Annotated in this window: 14 protein-coding genes; 3 read left to right on the forward strand and 11 right to left on the reverse strand. The window is 53.4% G+C overall.

All coding sequences use genetic code 11. From position 1 onward, the window contains the following. Window positions 1-91: 91 nt before the first annotated feature. From hemG to pepQ, 4 genes are read right to left on the reverse strand one after another with little or no spacing between them, the layout of a single operon-like run. The gene (gene hemG / locus OGX92_RS21080; RefSeq protein ID WP_003828882.1) at window positions 92-637 is read right to left on the reverse strand and encodes a menaquinone-dependent protoporphyrinogen IX dehydrogenase; all 546 of its coding nucleotides are present in this window, start codon (window positions 635-637) and stop codon (window positions 92-94) included. 11 nt (window positions 638-648) lie between these two features. Then, the gene (gene trkH, locus OGX92_RS21085) at window positions 649-2,100 is read right to left on the reverse strand and encodes a Trk system potassium transporter TrkH (RefSeq protein ID WP_003017848.1); all 1,452 of its coding nucleotides are present in this window, start codon (window positions 2,098-2,100) and stop codon (window positions 649-651) included. A gap of 38 nt (window positions 2,101-2,138) precedes the next feature. After that, window positions 2,139-2,753 carry an IMPACT family protein gene (locus OGX92_RS21090; RefSeq protein WP_003828888.1) on the reverse strand — a complete coding sequence of 205 codons (615 nt, stop codon included), beginning with the start codon at window positions 2,751-2,753 and terminating at the stop codon, window positions 2,139-2,141. Further along, entirely contained in the window at window positions 2,753-4,084 is a 1,332-nt protein-coding gene (gene pepQ / locus OGX92_RS21095) for a Xaa-Pro dipeptidase (RefSeq protein WP_286587026.1), read from the reverse strand. The genes OGX92_RS21090 and pepQ overlap by 1 nt, the downstream gene beginning before the upstream one ends. A 188-nt stretch (window positions 4,085-4,272) precedes the next feature. Between pepQ and fadB the strand changes: the two genes are divergently transcribed. After that, entirely contained in the window at window positions 4,273-6,462 is a 2,190-nt protein-coding gene (fadB, locus tag OGX92_RS21100) for a fatty acid oxidation complex subunit alpha FadB (RefSeq protein ID WP_200920947.1), read from the forward strand. Between the two features lie 9 nt (window positions 6,463-6,471). Further along, entirely contained in the window at window positions 6,472-7,635 is a 1,164-nt protein-coding gene (fadA, locus tag OGX92_RS21105; RefSeq protein WP_063941793.1) for an acetyl-CoA C-acyltransferase FadA, read from the forward strand. Between the two features lie 155 nt (window positions 7,636-7,790). Here the strand turns inward: fadA and OGX92_RS21110 are convergent, their stop codons facing one another. The 4 genes from OGX92_RS21110 to ubiD form a co-directional block, all read right to left on the reverse strand. After that, complete coding sequence (locus OGX92_RS21110; RefSeq protein ID WP_200920948.1) at window positions 7,791-8,771, reverse strand: LacI family DNA-binding transcriptional regulator; 981 nt, start codon at window positions 8,769-8,771, stop codon at window positions 7,791-7,793. Then, entirely contained in the window at window positions 8,768-9,694 is a 927-nt protein-coding gene (locus tag OGX92_RS21115; protein ID WP_200920949.1) for an ROK family protein, read from the reverse strand. The genes OGX92_RS21110 and OGX92_RS21115 overlap by 4 nt, the downstream gene beginning before the upstream one ends. Before the next feature lie 228 nt (window positions 9,695-9,922). Beyond that, on the reverse strand, window positions 9,923-10,624 hold the full coding sequence (fre, locus tag OGX92_RS21120) for an NAD(P)H-flavin reductase (RefSeq protein WP_003828903.1): 702 nt from the start codon (window positions 10,622-10,624) through the stop codon (window positions 9,923-9,925). Window positions 10,625-10,664: 40 nt separating this feature from the next. After that, window positions 10,665-12,158: a 4-hydroxy-3-polyprenylbenzoate decarboxylase gene (ubiD, locus tag OGX92_RS21125; RefSeq protein ID WP_003828905.1), complete on the reverse strand. Its 1,494-nt coding sequence runs from the start codon at window positions 12,156-12,158 to the stop codon at window positions 10,665-10,667. 204 nt (window positions 12,159-12,362) lie between these two features. Between ubiD and rfaH the strand changes: the two genes are divergently transcribed. Next, window positions 12,363-12,851, forward strand: a complete 489-nt coding sequence (rfaH, locus tag OGX92_RS21130; protein ID WP_003017881.1) for a transcription/translation regulatory transformer protein RfaH — start codon at window positions 12,363-12,365, stop codon at window positions 12,849-12,851. Window positions 12,852-12,856: 5 nt separating this feature from the next. Here rfaH and tatD read toward each other — a convergent pair whose 3' ends face one another. Genes tatD through tatB form a run of 3 tightly spaced genes read right to left on the reverse strand, consistent with a single transcriptional unit; the run spans window position 12,857 to window position 15,023 of the window. Then, window positions 12,857-13,639, reverse strand: coding sequence for a 3'-5' ssDNA/RNA exonuclease TatD (gene tatD / locus OGX92_RS21135; RefSeq protein ID WP_126957713.1), 783 nt, complete (start codon window positions 13,637-13,639; stop codon window positions 12,857-12,859). A gap of 41 nt (window positions 13,640-13,680) precedes the next feature. Continuing rightward, window positions 13,681-14,472, reverse strand: a complete 792-nt coding sequence (gene tatC / locus OGX92_RS21140) for a Sec-independent protein translocase subunit TatC (RefSeq protein ID WP_016155142.1) — start codon at window positions 14,470-14,472, stop codon at window positions 13,681-13,683. A 2-nt stretch (window positions 14,473-14,474) separates the two neighbouring features. Then, window positions 14,475-15,023 (reverse strand): Sec-independent protein translocase protein TatB, encoded by a 549-nt coding sequence (gene tatB / locus OGX92_RS21145; protein WP_003828913.1) that lies wholly within the window; start codon window positions 15,021-15,023, stop codon window positions 14,475-14,477. Window position 15,024: the final 1 nt, after the last annotated feature.

The raw sequence follows: 15,024 nt of genomic DNA on the forward strand, positions 1-15,024 counted from the left end.
GTCAGTGGAGGCGCATTATAGGGAGTTATTTCAGGCTGACAAGGGGAAATTTAAAATAATCTTCCGAGTGCGTATTTTTTATTCTTTACGCTTATTTTAACGACGCTTTGTTGGTTAATTGGGCTATTTCCCGCGCGAATCTCGCAACCTGTTCCCAATCGGTATACACCACTTCTTTATTCGTATCCGTTTCACCACCTGACATCTTCATTATCAGTTGGATCATAACGCGGTCATACCAGCGATAGCGTGGATACAGCAAAGCACCCGCAATAACTGCACTGTGGTCTGGTCGCCACGGCGAACTCATCAGGAACTTACGCGCATAGCTGTTGGTTTGCGGCGTACGTTTCTCCGGTTTACGGGCAACCAGGTTTACGGAGTAGAACGCGCTCGGCATCGAATTCAGCCGTGTGGCATGCTTTTTCACAAACTCCTGAAAAGCAGCATGGTAATGACCGTAGCGAATCGAGGCGCCAATTACCACGCTGTCATAATTTTGCCAGTCCGGCTCCGCAGTACGATGCAAATTAACAACATCTGCCCAAACGCCCAGCTCTTTGAGTTCAGAAGCCAGATATTCAGCGATTTCACGCGTTTGTCCGTCCCGGGAAGAAAAAAGAATCAGTGTTTTCACGTGTTACTCCATTATTCACGCCAGAAGGTAGGGGTAAAGAGCACCAGCAGAGTAAAGACCTCCAGACGACCAAACAGCATATTGGCAATCAGGATCCACTTCGCCACAGGGTTCATACTGGCAAAGTTGTCAGCGACAACCCCCAGTCCAGGCCCCAGGTTATTCAACGTTGCCACTACGGAGGCAAACGCGGAGAAGTCATCAACACCGGTCGCAATAATCGCCAGCATACTGATAATAAAGACCAGCGCATAGGCAGAGAAGAATCCCCATACGGCTTCAAGAATTCGCTCCGGCAACGCACGGTTACCCAGTTTGATACTGTAAACCGCATTCGGATGGACCAGTCGTTTCAATTCGCGGTTACCCTGCTTAAACAGCAGCAGGATACGAATCACCTTCAAGCCACCGCCCGTCGACCCGGCACAGCCGCCGATAAAAGCAGAACACAGCAACAGCACTGGCAGGAACAAGGGCCAGCGGGCAATACTGTCCGTGGTAAATCCGGCGGTCGTCGCCATCGATACCACCTGGAAAAAGGCCTGGTTGATCGTCGTGAGCGCCGAGCCATAGGTATTGTGTATCCATAGCACCAACGTACAGACTGCCACCAGCGTCAGCTGCACGCCGATAAACATGCGGAATTCCGGATCCCGCCAGTAGACCTTCAGACTACGCCCACTTAATAAAGAGAAGTGCAGACCATAGTTACAACCGGAGATCAGCAAGAAGATAGCAATGATAGTGTTAATCGTGGGACTGTCGAAATACCCCACACTGGCATCGTGTGTGGAAAAACCACCGATGGCGATTGTGGCAAAACTGTGCCCAATGGCGTCAAACGCGGGCATCCCGGCAAACCATAGCGCCAGCGCGCACGCCACCGTCAGCAATACATAGATTAGCCACAGCGTTTTCGCCGTTTCGGCAATACGCGGGCGCATTTTATTATCTTTCAGCGGCCCCGGCATTTCTGCACGATAGAGCTGCATCCCACCAACGCCAAGAATAGGCAGGATAGCCACCGCCAGCACAATGATCCCCATCCCGCCGAACCATTGCAGCATCTGGCGATAAAAGAGAATCGCGTGTGGCAATGAATCCAGCCCCACCAGCGTCGTCGCACCTGTAGTGGTTAATCCGGAAAAGGATTCAAAAAAAGCGTCGGTTATCGTCAGGTTAGGGCTTTCCGCAAAAATGAACGGTAGCGCACCCACACTGCCCAGAACGGTCCAGAACAAAACGACAATCAGAAATCCTTCGCGCGATTTCAGTTCACCCTTCTCTTTACGGTTTGGCCACCACAGCATGGAGCCGATCGCCAGAGCAACGAAGAAAGTTTGGGTGAATGCACGCCCTGCCCCATCGCGGTAGATGAGCGCTACCAGTCCGGGGATAATCATTGTCCCCGAGAATAAGATGACCAGTAGTCCAACGATTCGGGTGATGGCGCGAAAATGCATCTCTGCCGCTTCCTTAGTTCTTTAAAATGAGGTGGGGATTATTCTTCAATCGCTAACAATTGCAATGAACCACGACTAAAATCCGCCAGTTTTGCCGAAAACTCATCCACTCTGGCAAAAGGAAGCGCCACCCTGAGCCGAACAAAAGCCTGGTAATCACTGGCAACGACTTTACCGTCAAACTGCCCCAGCAAGGCTTCAATGCCTGCCAGCTGACCGTACTCACACTGCAAAGTATATTCGGTTAATGGCGTCTTGCGCTGTGTCGTTAACTGGCGCAACGCCTGATTCACACCGCCACCGTAGGCTTTTACCAACCCTCCAGTACCGAGAAGGATACCGCCGTAGTAGCGCACGACTACAGCGGTAATCTCGCCGACACCGCTCCCCATCAGCTGCGCGAGCATCGGTTTACCTGCCGTACCCGCCGGTTCGCCATCGTCTGAAAATCCTAGCTGCTGCGAGTCATTGGGCGCACCCGCCACCCACGCCACACAATGGTGGCGGGCGTCAGGGTGTTCCGCTTTGACTGACTCAACAAACGCCTTTGCCGCTTCTACGCCGTCCGTATGGGCAAGCAGCGTAATGAAGCGGCTTTTTTTGATCTCTTCAACGACGCTGACCGGCGCCGCAGGGATTAACCAACTGTCCATTACGCCAGTTTCAAATCCCGCGTCATGTTTTCGATATTGTTCTCGTGGACCACCACGTTGTCTTCAATACGAATACCGCCGAACGGTTTCAGGGCTTCAATTTTCTGCCAGTTGAAGTGCTTGCTGAACTGTCCTTCACGCCACGGCGCCAGCAGAGATTCAATGAAGTAGATGCCCGGTTCGATGGTCAGAACCATGCCTGGTTGCAGTACGCGGGTGCAACGCAGGTAAGGATACTTCGACGGCGCGGCCAGATGAGTACCGCTGTCATCCTGCATAAAGCCAGCGACATCATGCACCTGCAGACCCAGCGGGTGGCCAATACCGTGCGGCATAAACGGCCCGGTAAGATCGTTTTCCACCATCGCCTCTTCACTCATATCAGTGATGATTTGATGCTTACGCAGCAGCTTCGCGATGCGCTGATGGAACTGAATGTGATAATCCACATAGCTGGTGCCTGCTTTCATGGTGGCAATCAGCGCCAGCTCTTCGTCGTTAACGTCTTTCACCAGATGCGCATAGTCATTGTCGCTTTTCGCCGACCAGGTACGCGTCAGATCTGCCGCATAACCGTTGTATTCCGCACCAGCGTCGAGCAGGAAGCTGCGGATTTCAGACGGTGCCTGATGATCCAGCTTGGTGTAATGAAGCACCGAAGCATGCTCGTTAAGCGCCACGATGTTGCTGTATGGCACGTCGGTGTCGCGGTGACCGGTGGCAGTCAGGTAAGCGAGGTTGATGTCAAACTCGCTCATTCCGGAACGGAACGCTTCTTCTGCGGCACGGTGTCCATTTACCGCCATTTTCTGCGCTTCGCGCATACAGGCCAGTTCGTAATCAGTTTTATAAGCACGGTAATAATGCAGGTAGTCGATCACCCCTTTCGGGTTGATGTTGCTGGCCGCGATGTCCAGTTGCAGTGCACGTTCAGGAACCGGGCCGATGTAACCGATATTGCCGCGAGCAGCAGGCAGTTGGCTACCGATACCAGCTGCTTTCGGCAGCGCGATGATCTCAATTTCTTCCGTCCAGAAGGAAGTAGGCAGCGGCTCAACGTTGTGCCAGTAATCAACCGGCAAGTAGAACCATAGTTTCGGCTTGTTTACGCCATCCACCAGCAACCAGCAGTTAGGAACCTGCGTGACAGGCACCCAGGCTTTGAATTGCGGATTGACCTTAAACGGGTACGGATGATCGTCGAGAAAGACGTTAACAAGTTCGCCTGAGTGAATAAGTAACGCATCCAGCTTGAAGCGCTCCAGCGCGTCGCGCGTCCGTTCCTGTAAGGTAACGATATGATTTTTATAGAGTGCGGCCAGCGATTCCATTTTCTATCCTTCTGTTTTTTGACCTCAAGTCTCCGCATCTTAGCACATCGCTTTGTGAGTGCGTGATTTCTGCCGAGCGTGATCGAATCGTCATTTCTTTAATCATTCATTTGCATTTTATTAACATAAAACACACACTTCGATTCATCTGGTATGACCAGATCACCTTGCGGATTCAGGAGACTGACATGCTTTACAAAGGCGACACCCTGTACCTCGACTGGCTGGAAGATGGCATCGCCGAACTGGTGTTCGATGCCCCTGGTTCGGTCAATAAACTCGACACGGCAACCGTTGCCAGCCTGGGCCATGCGCTTGATGTGCTGGAAAAACAACCGAATTTAAAAGGGCTGCTGCTGCGTTCTAACAAAGCAGCCTTTATTGTTGGTGCCGATATCACCGAATTCCTTTCACTGTTCCTCGTGCCTGAAGAACAACTGAGCCAGTGGCTGCATTTTGCCAACAGCGTCTTTAATCGCCTCGAAGATCTGCCTGTTCCGACCCTGTCAGCGGTAAACGGCTACGCGCTGGGTGGCGGCTGCGAGTGTGTTCTGGCAACCGATTATCGTCTGGCAACGCCGGACCTGCGCATTGGCCTGCCGGAAACCAAGCTGGGCATTATGCCGGGCTTTGGCGGCTCCGTGCGTATGCCACGTATGCTGGGTGCGGACAGCGCGCTGGAAATTATTGCGGCAGGTAAGGATGTTGGTGCTGAGCAGGCGCTAAAAATCGGCCTGGTCGATGGCGTAGTGAAGCAAGACAAACTGCTTGATGGCGCGATCGCGGTATTACGTCAGGCGATTAACGGCGACCTCGACTGGAAAGCCAAACGTCAGCCGAAACTGGAGCCGTTGAAACTCAGCAAAATTGAAGCGGCGATGAGCTTTACCATCGCTAAAGGCATGGTAGCGCAGACGGCTGGTAAACATTACCCCGCACCGATTACCGCGGTAAAAACCATTGAAGCAGCAGCCCGTTTTGGTCGTGAAGAAGCGCTGAATCTGGAAAATAAAAGCTTTGTTCCACTGGCGCACACCAGTGAAGCCCGCGCACTGGTAGGGATCTTCCTTAACGATCAGTTCGTGAAAGCCAAAGCCAAAAAGCTCACCAAAAATATTGAAGCACCGAAGCAAGCCGCGGTGCTGGGTGCCGGCATTATGGGCGGCGGCATCGCTTACCAGTCAGCCTGGAAAGGCGTGCCGGTTGTCATGAAAGATATCAACGACAAATCATTAACGCTGGGCATGACCGAAGCGGCCAAGCTGCTGAACAAACAGCTTGAGCGCGGCAAAATTGACGGTCTGAAAATGGCGGGCGTGATTTCCACTATTCATCCAACCCTCAACTATAGCGGTTTTGAGCGTGTGGACGTGGTGGTTGAAGCGGTCGTGGAAAACCCGAAAGTGAAAAAAGCGGTACTGGCGGAAACCGAAGATCAGGTACGCCCGGGCACCGTACTGGCGTCGAATACCTCTACCATCCCAATCAACGAGCTGGCCAGCGCGCTCAAGCGCCCGGAAAACTTCTGTGGAATGCACTTCTTTAACCCAGTACACCGCATGCCACTGGTTGAGATCATTCGCGGCGAGAAAAGCTCGGATGAAACTATCGCCAAAGTTGTCGCGTGGGCAAGCCAGATGGGCAAAACACCAATTGTGGTCAACGACTGCCCTGGTTTCTTCGTGAACCGCGTGCTGTTCCCGTATTTTGCCGGTTTCAGCCAGCTGCTGCGCGATGGGGCGGATTTCCGCAAAATCGACAAAGTCATGGAAAAACAGTTTGGCTGGCCGATGGGCCCGGCTTATCTGCTGGACGTGGTGGGAATTGATACCGCACATCACGCGCAGGCAGTGATGTCCGCAGGCTTCCCTCAGCGTATGCAGAAAGATTATCGCGACGCGATAGACGCCCTGTTTGATGCGAACCGTTTCGGACAGAAAAACGGTCTTGGATTCTGGCGTTATAAAGAAGACAACAAGGGCAAGCCGAAGAAAGAAGAGGATGCCACCGTTGACGATCTGCTGGCAGAAGTCAGCCAGCCGAAACGCGACTTCAGCGATGAAGAGATTATCGCCCGCATGATGATCCCAATGGTCAACGAAGTGGTGCGTTGTCTGGAAGAAGGCATTATCGCCAGCCCGGCAGAGGCCGATATGGCGCTGGTTTATGGCCTGGGCTTCCCTCCGTTCCATGGTGGCGCGTTCCGCTGGTTGGATACGCTCGGCAGCGCGAAGTATCTCGATATGGCCCAGCAGTATCAGCACCTCGGAGCACTGTATGAAGTTCCGGCTGGTCTGCGTGATAAGGCGCGCCATAACGAACCGTATTATCCCCAGGTTGAGCCTGCCCGCCCGGTTGGCAGCCTGAAAACGGCTTAAGGAGTCACAATGGAACAGGTTGTAATTGTTGATGCGATCCGTACCCCGATGGGCCGTTCGAAAGGGGGCGCGTTTCGTAACGTGCGGGCAGAAGATCTCTCCGCACACTTAATGCGTAGCCTGCTGGCGCGAAATCCTGCGCTGGAGCCATCCGCGCTTGATGATATTTACTGGGGCTGCGTGCAGCAAACGCTGGAGCAGGGTTTCAACATCGCCCGTAACGCCGCGCTGCTGGCGGAAGTTCCGCACTCCGTTCCGGCCGTCACGGTCAACCGCCTGTGCGGTTCATCAATGCAGGCGCTGCACGACGCGGCACGTATGATCATGACCGGCGATGCTCAGGCGTGCCTGATTGGCGGCGTGGAGCATATGGGCCATGTGCCAATGAGTCACGGCGTTGATTTCCATCCGGGCATGAGCCGCAACGTGGCAAAAGCCGCGGGAATGATGGGTCTGACTGCGGAAATGCTCTCTCGCATGCACGGCATCAGCCGTGAAATGCAGGACGCTTTCGCCGCACGTTCACATGCTCGTGCCTGGGCTGCAACACAGTCTGGCGCATTTAAAAACGAAATCATCCCGACCGGTGGCCATGATGCCGACGGCGTGCTGAAGCAGTTTAACTACGATGAGGTTATCCGCCCAGAGACAACCGTTGAAGCGCTCTCCACCCTGCGCCCGGCGTTCGATCCGGTTAGCGGAACGGTCACTGCCGGTACCTCCTCCGCGCTCTCCGACGGCGCAGCGGCGATGCTGGTCATGAGCGAAAGCCGCGCCCGTGATCTGGGTCTGACGCCGCGTGCCCGAATCCGTTCGATGGCTGTTGTTGGCTGTGACCCGTCAATTATGGGTTATGGTCCGGTTCCGGCCTCAAAACTGGCGCTGAAAAAAGCGGGACTCTCCACCAGCGATATCGGTTTGTTTGAGATGAACGAAGCCTTTGCCGCTCAGATCCTGCCGTGCATTAAAGATCTGGGGCTGATGGAGCAGATCGATGAGAAGATCAACCTCAACGGCGGGGCGATCGCTTTGGGTCATCCGCTGGGTTGCTCCGGGGCGCGTATCAGCACCACCTTGCTCAATCTGATGGAACGCAAAGACGTACAGTTTGGCCTGGCGACGATGTGTATCGGGTTAGGCCAGGGCATCGCGACGGTATTTGAGCGAGTTTAATCAAAGCATGTGACTTATTGTAGGCCGGGCAAGCGAAGCGCCCCCGGCGACTATGCCGGATGGCGACGCTGATGCGTCTTATCCGGCCTACAACACAAATGCCATTGTATAACAATTTAGTTGCCGTTCTTCCCGCCTGTCAGGGGCGGGTTTTTTTATTTCCCTGAGCTACCTCGCACCACTAACTGCACCGGCAACAGCAGATTCTCTTCCTGATTTTCTTCCAGCAATAAACGCAGCGCTTCACGCCCCAATTGTTGTTTATCAACCGCAATAGTAGTGAGTGGTGGATGTGACCAGGCCGCAGCATCGATATCATCAAACCCCACCAGCGCGAGATCTTCCGGGATGCGTATCCCCTGCTGTGCGCACACCCGTTGAACAACCAGCGCTGCCGCATCGTTATAGGCAAAAATAGCGTCGGGCGGCTCCGGCAATCTGAGTAGCTCATTTACCGCCTCAACCAGAGATTGATCGGTATCCAACAGCGGCGGCGCAACGGCTTCATACTCTGGCGGCATCAGCAAACGGGCCTCATACAATGCCTGACGGTAGCCCTTCTCGCGCTGACGGATGCTGTAGTGCGCAAGCGTGCTGGCAAGAAAAGCAATACGGCTGCGACCTTGTGCAATCAAATGTTGCGTGGCCAGATACCCACCCTGAGTGTTATCCGGGTTCACGCAAGGCAAGCCCGGCGCCCAGAGATCCACCAGCACCAACGGCAGCTTCATCTGTTGCAGCAAGCCAAGTAATTCAGGCTCAAAAAATCCGGCACAGATCAGTGCATCAGGCTGGTGCAGCAGCACCTGCTCACTCACTGCATCGCCTGGACCAATGGAGAGAAAGCTCAGCGCAATACCATGGTCACGACAGTTATCTTCTATCCCCAGCAGTAGTTGAGAATAAAACGGCAATGCCCGGCTGATATTGTGCTGGCGGTGAAGCAAAAAAAGGACGCGTTTGATCTTGTCAGTACGCAGACGGGAAAAATCATAACCCTGCTGCTGCGCCATAGAAATAATGCGCAGCCGGGTGTCTTCACGTAGCCCCGGCTGCCCTTTTAGGGCGCGGGAAACTGCACCAACTGAAACACCACAAGCTTCGGCAATATCTCTGATACGTACAGGTTTCGTCATTTCACTCTCATTGATTCTACTATGGCTTGTTGCGCCCCCAGCCAGGCCGCACCGCGTACGCCGCTGCTGTCGCCGTGACGGGCCCGAACAATCGGTGTGCGGCACTGCTTACCAAATACGTACTGCGCCACTCGCGCCGGTAAACCCGAATACAGTAAATCGATATTGGATACCCCGCCCCCTAGCACGATAACATCGGGATCGAGCGTATTCACCACGCCCGCCAACGCACGCGCCAGTTGATCGCAATAGCGTTTCCATACAAAGCAGGCATCCGCATCACCCGATTCTACCTGTTGCATAATTTGTGGCACACCCACATGCTGCGCGGTGTGATTCAGGTACTGGCGTTCCAGACCGCTGCCGGAAATAAAGCTCTCAATACAGTTCAACTGTCCGCAATAGCATGTCACTCCAGCCCCGTCCTGAGATTCGTGGTGGCGCGGCAATGCATTATGCCCCCACTCTCCTGCGCAGGCGTTAGGTCCAGAGATCAAGCGGTTATCGATGCATAGTCCACCGCCGCAACCGGTACCGAGGATCACGCCAAATACCACGCTATGCCCGTGTCCGCTACCGTCCATCGCTTCCGACAAGGTAAAGCAGTTGGCATCATTAGTAACAGGCACGGGCATTCCTAACGCTCGCTCAAGGTCTTGCGCAAAGGCCTGTTGATTGAGCACCAGGATGTTGGAGTTCTTAATTAACCCCTCGCTATCCACCGCGCCAGGCACCCCAATGCCAACCGATAAAGGCTGATTAACGGCCAGTCTGGCCTTAGCAATCATCTCCGTCACGGCCTGGAAAAAATCACCGTAACTCTGCTTTGGTGTCGCGCATCGCTCGCGGTAAACAATTACACCCGCGTTATCAATCACCACCGCTTCGATTTTAGTCCCGCCAATATCCAGTCCGAGCCTCATGGTTTTCCTCGTTTGCGCCTCGCAATTTGATTGTGTCTAGTTTGCCAATTTTGTTTACTAAACAAAAAGAAACCTGTCACAAAAGCTAAGTTTTGTGATTAATAGATAGGAAAAATATGTTTACTAAAAAACGTGGTAAAAAAGAGAAACAACGAGATCGGGCTTGCACCCTGTTAGAAGAAGTAAGGTTGGTGATGAATGCGCCGGAAGGACTCCGGCGCACAGCGCTTAAATGAACGCGAAAGCGTCGCCAAACAGGCGATCTTCACGTGCACTGCGTTCATTACAGAACAGATCGCGCGCGATTTTGGCCATTTCGAAACGACCAGCGATGTAGATATCATGCTCCGCCAGGGTACCGTAATCCTGTAATACTGCCGTTAACACGGTTCCCGTACGACCACGCCAGCCGTCTTCAGGCTGTTCCACCACTGGCTCAACGCGCAAATTCGGGTGATTCACTGACAGCGCTTCCAGCTCGGAGAGATCGTAGAGATGCTTCTCTTCGCGCCCGCCCCAGTAAATGGTGATATCGCGATTTGGATTGCGCGCCAGCGCGGTAAGCAGAATGGAACGCACGTAAGAGAACCCTGTACCACCGGCAATCAGGATCAGCGGGCGCTCGTCTTCATCACGCAGCCAGGCTTCGCCATGCGGAATGTCGACCTTGATCTCCCGGTCTTTCAGAATACGGTCCATCACGGCCATGGCATAAAGATTTAGCTCAGAGGCGCCAACGTGCAGCTCAATGAATCCTTGCTCGTCCGGCGTTGATGCCATGGAGAACGGACGCTTATCCCTTTCGTCCATCACGACCATTAAATACTGGCCAGCACGAAAGGAAAACGCCGCGTCTGGCACTAAACGAACGCGATATACGGTGTCAGTGATAGCTTCTACCGAGGTCACTTTACAGCTTAAGGTTGTCATGCGCTCTCTCTGTCGGATCAATAGGCAAAACGATCGCGCCTCAGGCGCTTTTGCCGTCATTAAAGATGGCCAGTTCATCCCAAATTGCGTCAATGCGCGCAGTCACTTCAGGATCTTTTTTAATCGGACGTCCCCATTCACGTTGGGTTTCGCCCGGCCATTTATTTGTGGCATCCAGCCCCATTTTTGAACCAAGGCCGGAAACCGGCGAGGCAAAGTCCAGGTAATCAATTGGCGTATTCTCTACCAGTACCGTATCCCGGGCCGGGTCCATACGGGTAGTAATTGCCCAAATCACATCATTCCAGTCACGTGCGTTGACGTCATCATCGCAAACAATAACAAATTTGGTGTACATAAACTGACGCAAAAACGACCAGACACCCATCATGACGCGTTTGGCATGACCAGCGTACTGTTTTTTCATCGTCACGACGGCTAGGCGATATGAACAGCCTTCCGGAGGTAGATAAAAATCGACAATCTCCGGGAACTGCTTTTGCAGAATAGGAACGAAAACTTCGTTCAGCGCCACGCCGAGTACCGCGGGCTCATCTGGCGGACGTCCGGTATAGGTAGAGTGATAAATCGCATCTTCGCGCTGGGTAATGTGCGTGACGGTAAAGACCGGGAAGCTATCTACTTCGTTGTAGTAGCCGGTATGATCGCCATACGGCCCTTCCGGGGCCAGCTCGCCCGGTTCAATGTACCCTTCCAGCACGATTTCTGCACTGGCAGGCACTTCCAGGTCGTTGGAAATACATTTAACTACTTCGGTCTTGGTTCCGCGCAACAGCCCGGCAAATGCGTACTCGGATAATGTATCAGGAACCGGCGTCACGGCCCCCAGAATGGTCGCAGGATCGGCTCCTAACGCCACAGAAACCGGGAAGCGTTCGCCCGGATGCGCTGCGCACCATTCCTGGTAATCAAGCGCGCCGCCGCGATGGGACAGCCAGCGCATAATGAGCTTGTTTTTGCCAATCAGCTGCTGACGATAGATGCCCAGATTCTGCCGCTCTTTATGCGGACCACGCGTTACGGTGAGCCCCCAGGTAATCAGCGGCGCGGCATCTTCCGGCCAGCAGGTCATAATCGGAATGCGGTTTAAATCAACGTCATCGCCCGAGTAGATTTTTTGCTGACAAGGTGCACCGCGCAACCGCTTAGTCGGCATGTTCAACACCTGCTTAAACTGCGGCAGCTTATCAAACAGATCGCGGAATCCTTTCGGTGGCTCTGGCTCTTTCAAAAACGCCAACAGTTTACCGACTTCTCGTAGCGCCGAGACATCTTCTTGTCCCATCCCCATCGCAACACGCTTTGGTGTGCCAAACAGGTTACACAGCACCGGCATTGAATAGCCTTTCGGATTCTCAAACAGCAACGCAGGCCCACCGGCACGCAGGGTGCGATCGGCAATTTCAGTAATTTCCAGGTGGGGATCCACCTCAAGCGAAATGCGTTTGAGCTCGCCCTGCTGTTCAAGCAGAGTCAGGAAGTCGCGTAAATCGTGATATTTCATGGCATCCATTGTGGCCTCTTCGTAAGCGCTTCATTATACGGCGTTCATCATTGTGATGCTGTATTTTTGTTAAATTAGCGTGAACTCTGGCGATACATATAAGCCCTGGGAGTATATACCCATTGGGTTTCAGCCTGCGTTGAGGCGGGTATAATTAACTTAACGCATGGCTTTTGCTATGCTGGCGCTCAGAACAAGCGGATAAGAGTTATTATGCAATCCTGGTATTTACTGTACTGCAAACGTGGGCAACTTCAGCGAGCCCAGGAACACCTGGAAAGACAGGCGGTGAACTGTCTGACGCCTATGATCACCCTGGAAAAAATAGTGCGCGGTAAACGTACCACAGTCAGTGAACCACTATTCCCTAATTACATGTTTGTCGAGTTCGACCCGGAAGTGATCCACACCACCACTATCAATGCCACGCGTGGTGTCAGCCATTTCGTCCGTTTTGGAGCGACGCCTGCGACCGTCCCTTCTCCCGTTATTCACCAGCTTTCTATCTACAAGCCTGAAGGAATTGTTGACCCGCAAACTCCTCAGCCAGGGGACAGCGTGATTATTACTGAAGGGGCGTTTGAGGGGCTAAAAGCGATCTTCACCGAACCGGATGGCGAAGCGCGTTCCATGCTACTGCTTAACCTGTTGAATAAAGAGGTTAAGCAGAGCGTGAAAAATACCGGCTTTCGAAAAATTTAAGCCGTTTAGAAGGTCACTTCGAACAGCGTTCTGACGTTAGCATCAATGGTGGCTGACAGCCATTGAGGATCTTCTCCGCGCCAGTGGGCAATACGCTCAAGAATATGTGGCAGGTGCGCCGGTTCATTGCGCCGTGACGTCGGTTTAGGCGTTAAGTCGCGAGGAAGTAGGTAAGGCGCATCAGTTTCGATCAGTAGTCTTTCTACCGGAATAAACGGCAGCAGTTCCCGCAGTTCCATCCCCCGACGCTCATCACAGACCCAGCCGGTAATACCAATATAAAGCCCTCGGTCCACGCAGTCCTGCATCTCCTGGCGCGAGCCGGTGAAACAGTGCAGCACCGCGCCGGGCAGGCTGTCCAGCCACGGCTCCAGCAACGTCAGAAAACGCTCATGGGCATCCCGACAATGCATGAAAATCGGCATCTGCAGTTCAGCGGCAATGCGCAGTTGTGCCTCAAAAGCACGTTCCTGCTCCTGTGGCGTGGAGAAATTGCGATTGAAATCCAGACCGCACTCGCCAATAGCGACCACCTCAGACTGGTTTGCCAGCGCGATAATCTCGTCTTCCGTTGAGGATTGCCATTGGCTACTGTCATGCGGGTGCACGCCAGCCGTGGACCAGCAATGTGGATAATGTTGCGCCAACTTCAGCGCCTGTTGGCTTTCGTGCAGGTTTGTTCCGGTCAGAAGCATACCGTTTACGCCCGCAGCAAAGGCGCGCGCCACAACATCATCCCTGTCTTTCGCAAATTGTGAACTGGTTAAATTAACGCCAATATCAAACATGCTACCTCCCATATGACAACCGCCCTGACGGGCGGTTGAATTTACTCTTCTGTTTTCTCGGTGGCTTCGGCTTCTTTTGCTTCTTCAGCCTCGTTGTCCTCATCTCGCGTACGTCGCTTACCGACATAGAAACGAGAGAAGAAAACGCCCACCTCGAACAGGCAGTACATCGGTATCGCCAACAGCGTTTGCGAGAAGACATCTGGCGGGGTCAGTAGCATCCCGACGACAAATGCGCCCACCACAACGTAAGGGCGTTTCTTGCGTAAATCATCAGGCGTCGTAATGCCCATCCAGCATAGCAGCACGATGGCGACCGGAACCTCAAAAGAGACACCGAAAGCCATAAACAGCGCCATTACGAAACTGAGATAGCTGGCAATGTCCGTCGATACCTGCACGCCTTGCGGAGCCGTGTTGGCCAGAAAACCAAACGCCAACGGAAAGACGACAAAATAGGCGAATGCCATGCCGATGTAGAACAACAACGAACTGGAAACCAGCAGCGGCACAACCAGTCGACGTTCATGTTTATACAAAGCAGGCGCAATAAATGCCCACACCTGGTAGAGGATCACTGGCGCTGACAGGATCAGCGACACCATGAAGGTCAACTTTATTGGGGTAAAGAACGGCGAGGCCACATCGGTGGCGATCATCGTTGCACCCTGCGGCATCTGTTTAATCAGCGGCGCCGCAACCATATGGTAAATGTCGTTGGCAAAGTAAACCAACGCCAGAAAGATCACGATAACCGCAATAATGCAGTTCAGGAGTCGCTTACGCAGCTCGATAAGATGCGTAATGAGCGGTTGGGTATCTTCTACAGCCATGTTTACGGTTTATCACTCGACGAGGGGGAGGATTCGACAACAGGTGCGGCAGCTTTCTTTTCTGCATCCATCAACGTGGCGGAAGTGTTTTCCGTCTGCTCTGGCGTTTTAGCACCCGCGGATTCCGGTTTTTGCTCCGGCGAACTGGCCTGGTTTTCAGCGGCGGCAGGGGTGACCCCTTCTCGCTGCGCTTCACCGTCTTTCACCACCGGATTATGGATAGTGTGCGCTTCATCGCTCGCTTTCTCAGGATCGTGCACGCTGTAAGAACGCTTCATCGATTCCGCAGCCTCACGCAGCTCATCCATTGACGCTTTCAGCTCCGGGGTCAGATTTGTCAGGCTCGCTTTCTCTACTTTCTTCAGGCTGTCCTGAAACTCCTGAAGCTTAAGCTCCTGGGTCAGTTCATTCTGAACAGTAGTTGCAAGGGAACGCAAAGCGCGAACCCAGCCAGCAACCGTTTTTACCGCTACAGGTAATCGTTGCGGCCCCAGAACAATGAGGCCGATCACGAACACCAATAACAGTTCGCTAAAACCGATATCAAACACG

Origin of the sequence: Citrobacter sp. Cpo089 (assembly GCF_030332695.1) — a bacterium.
GTDB classification, from domain to species: Bacteria; Pseudomonadota; Gammaproteobacteria; order Enterobacterales; family Enterobacteriaceae; genus Citrobacter; species Citrobacter portucalensis.

Coding starts and splice junctions, on each gene's coding strand:
- trkH (WP_003017848.1), bottom strand. CDS start 2,100: ATGCATTTTCGCGCCATCACCCGAATCGTTGGACTACTGGTCATCTTA.
- OGX92_RS21090 (WP_003828888.1), bottom strand. CDS start 2,753: ATGGACAGTTGGTTAATCCCTGCGGCGCCGGTCAGCGTCGTTGAAGAG.
- pepQ (WP_286587026.1), bottom strand. CDS start 4,084: ATGGAATCGCTGGCCGCACTCTATAAAAATCATATCGTTACCTTACAG.
- fadB (WP_200920947.1), top strand. CDS start 4,273: ATGCTTTACAAAGGCGACACCCTGTACCTCGACTGGCTGGAAGATGGC.
- fadA (WP_063941793.1), top strand. CDS start 6,472: ATGGAACAGGTTGTAATTGTTGATGCGATCCGTACCCCGATGGGCCGT.
- OGX92_RS21110 (WP_200920948.1), bottom strand. CDS start 8,771: ATGACGAAACCTGTACGTATCAGAGATATTGCCGAAGCTTGTGGTGTT.
- OGX92_RS21115 (WP_200920949.1), bottom strand. CDS start 9,694: ATGAGGCTCGGACTGGATATTGGCGGGACTAAAATCGAAGCGGTGGTG.
- fre (WP_003828903.1), bottom strand. CDS start 10,624: ATGACAACCTTAAGCTGTAAAGTGACCTCGGTAGAAGCTATCACTGAC.
- ubiD (WP_003828905.1), bottom strand. CDS start 12,158: ATGGATGCCATGAAATATCACGATTTACGCGACTTCCTGACTCTGCTT.
- rfaH (WP_003017881.1), top strand. CDS start 12,363: ATGCAATCCTGGTATTTACTGTACTGCAAACGTGGGCAACTTCAGCGA.
- tatD (WP_126957713.1), bottom strand. CDS start 13,639: ATGTTTGATATTGGCGTTAATTTAACCAGTTCACAATTTGCGAAAGAC.
- tatC (WP_016155142.1), bottom strand. CDS start 14,472: ATGGCTGTAGAAGATACCCAACCGCTCATTACGCATCTTATCGAGCTG.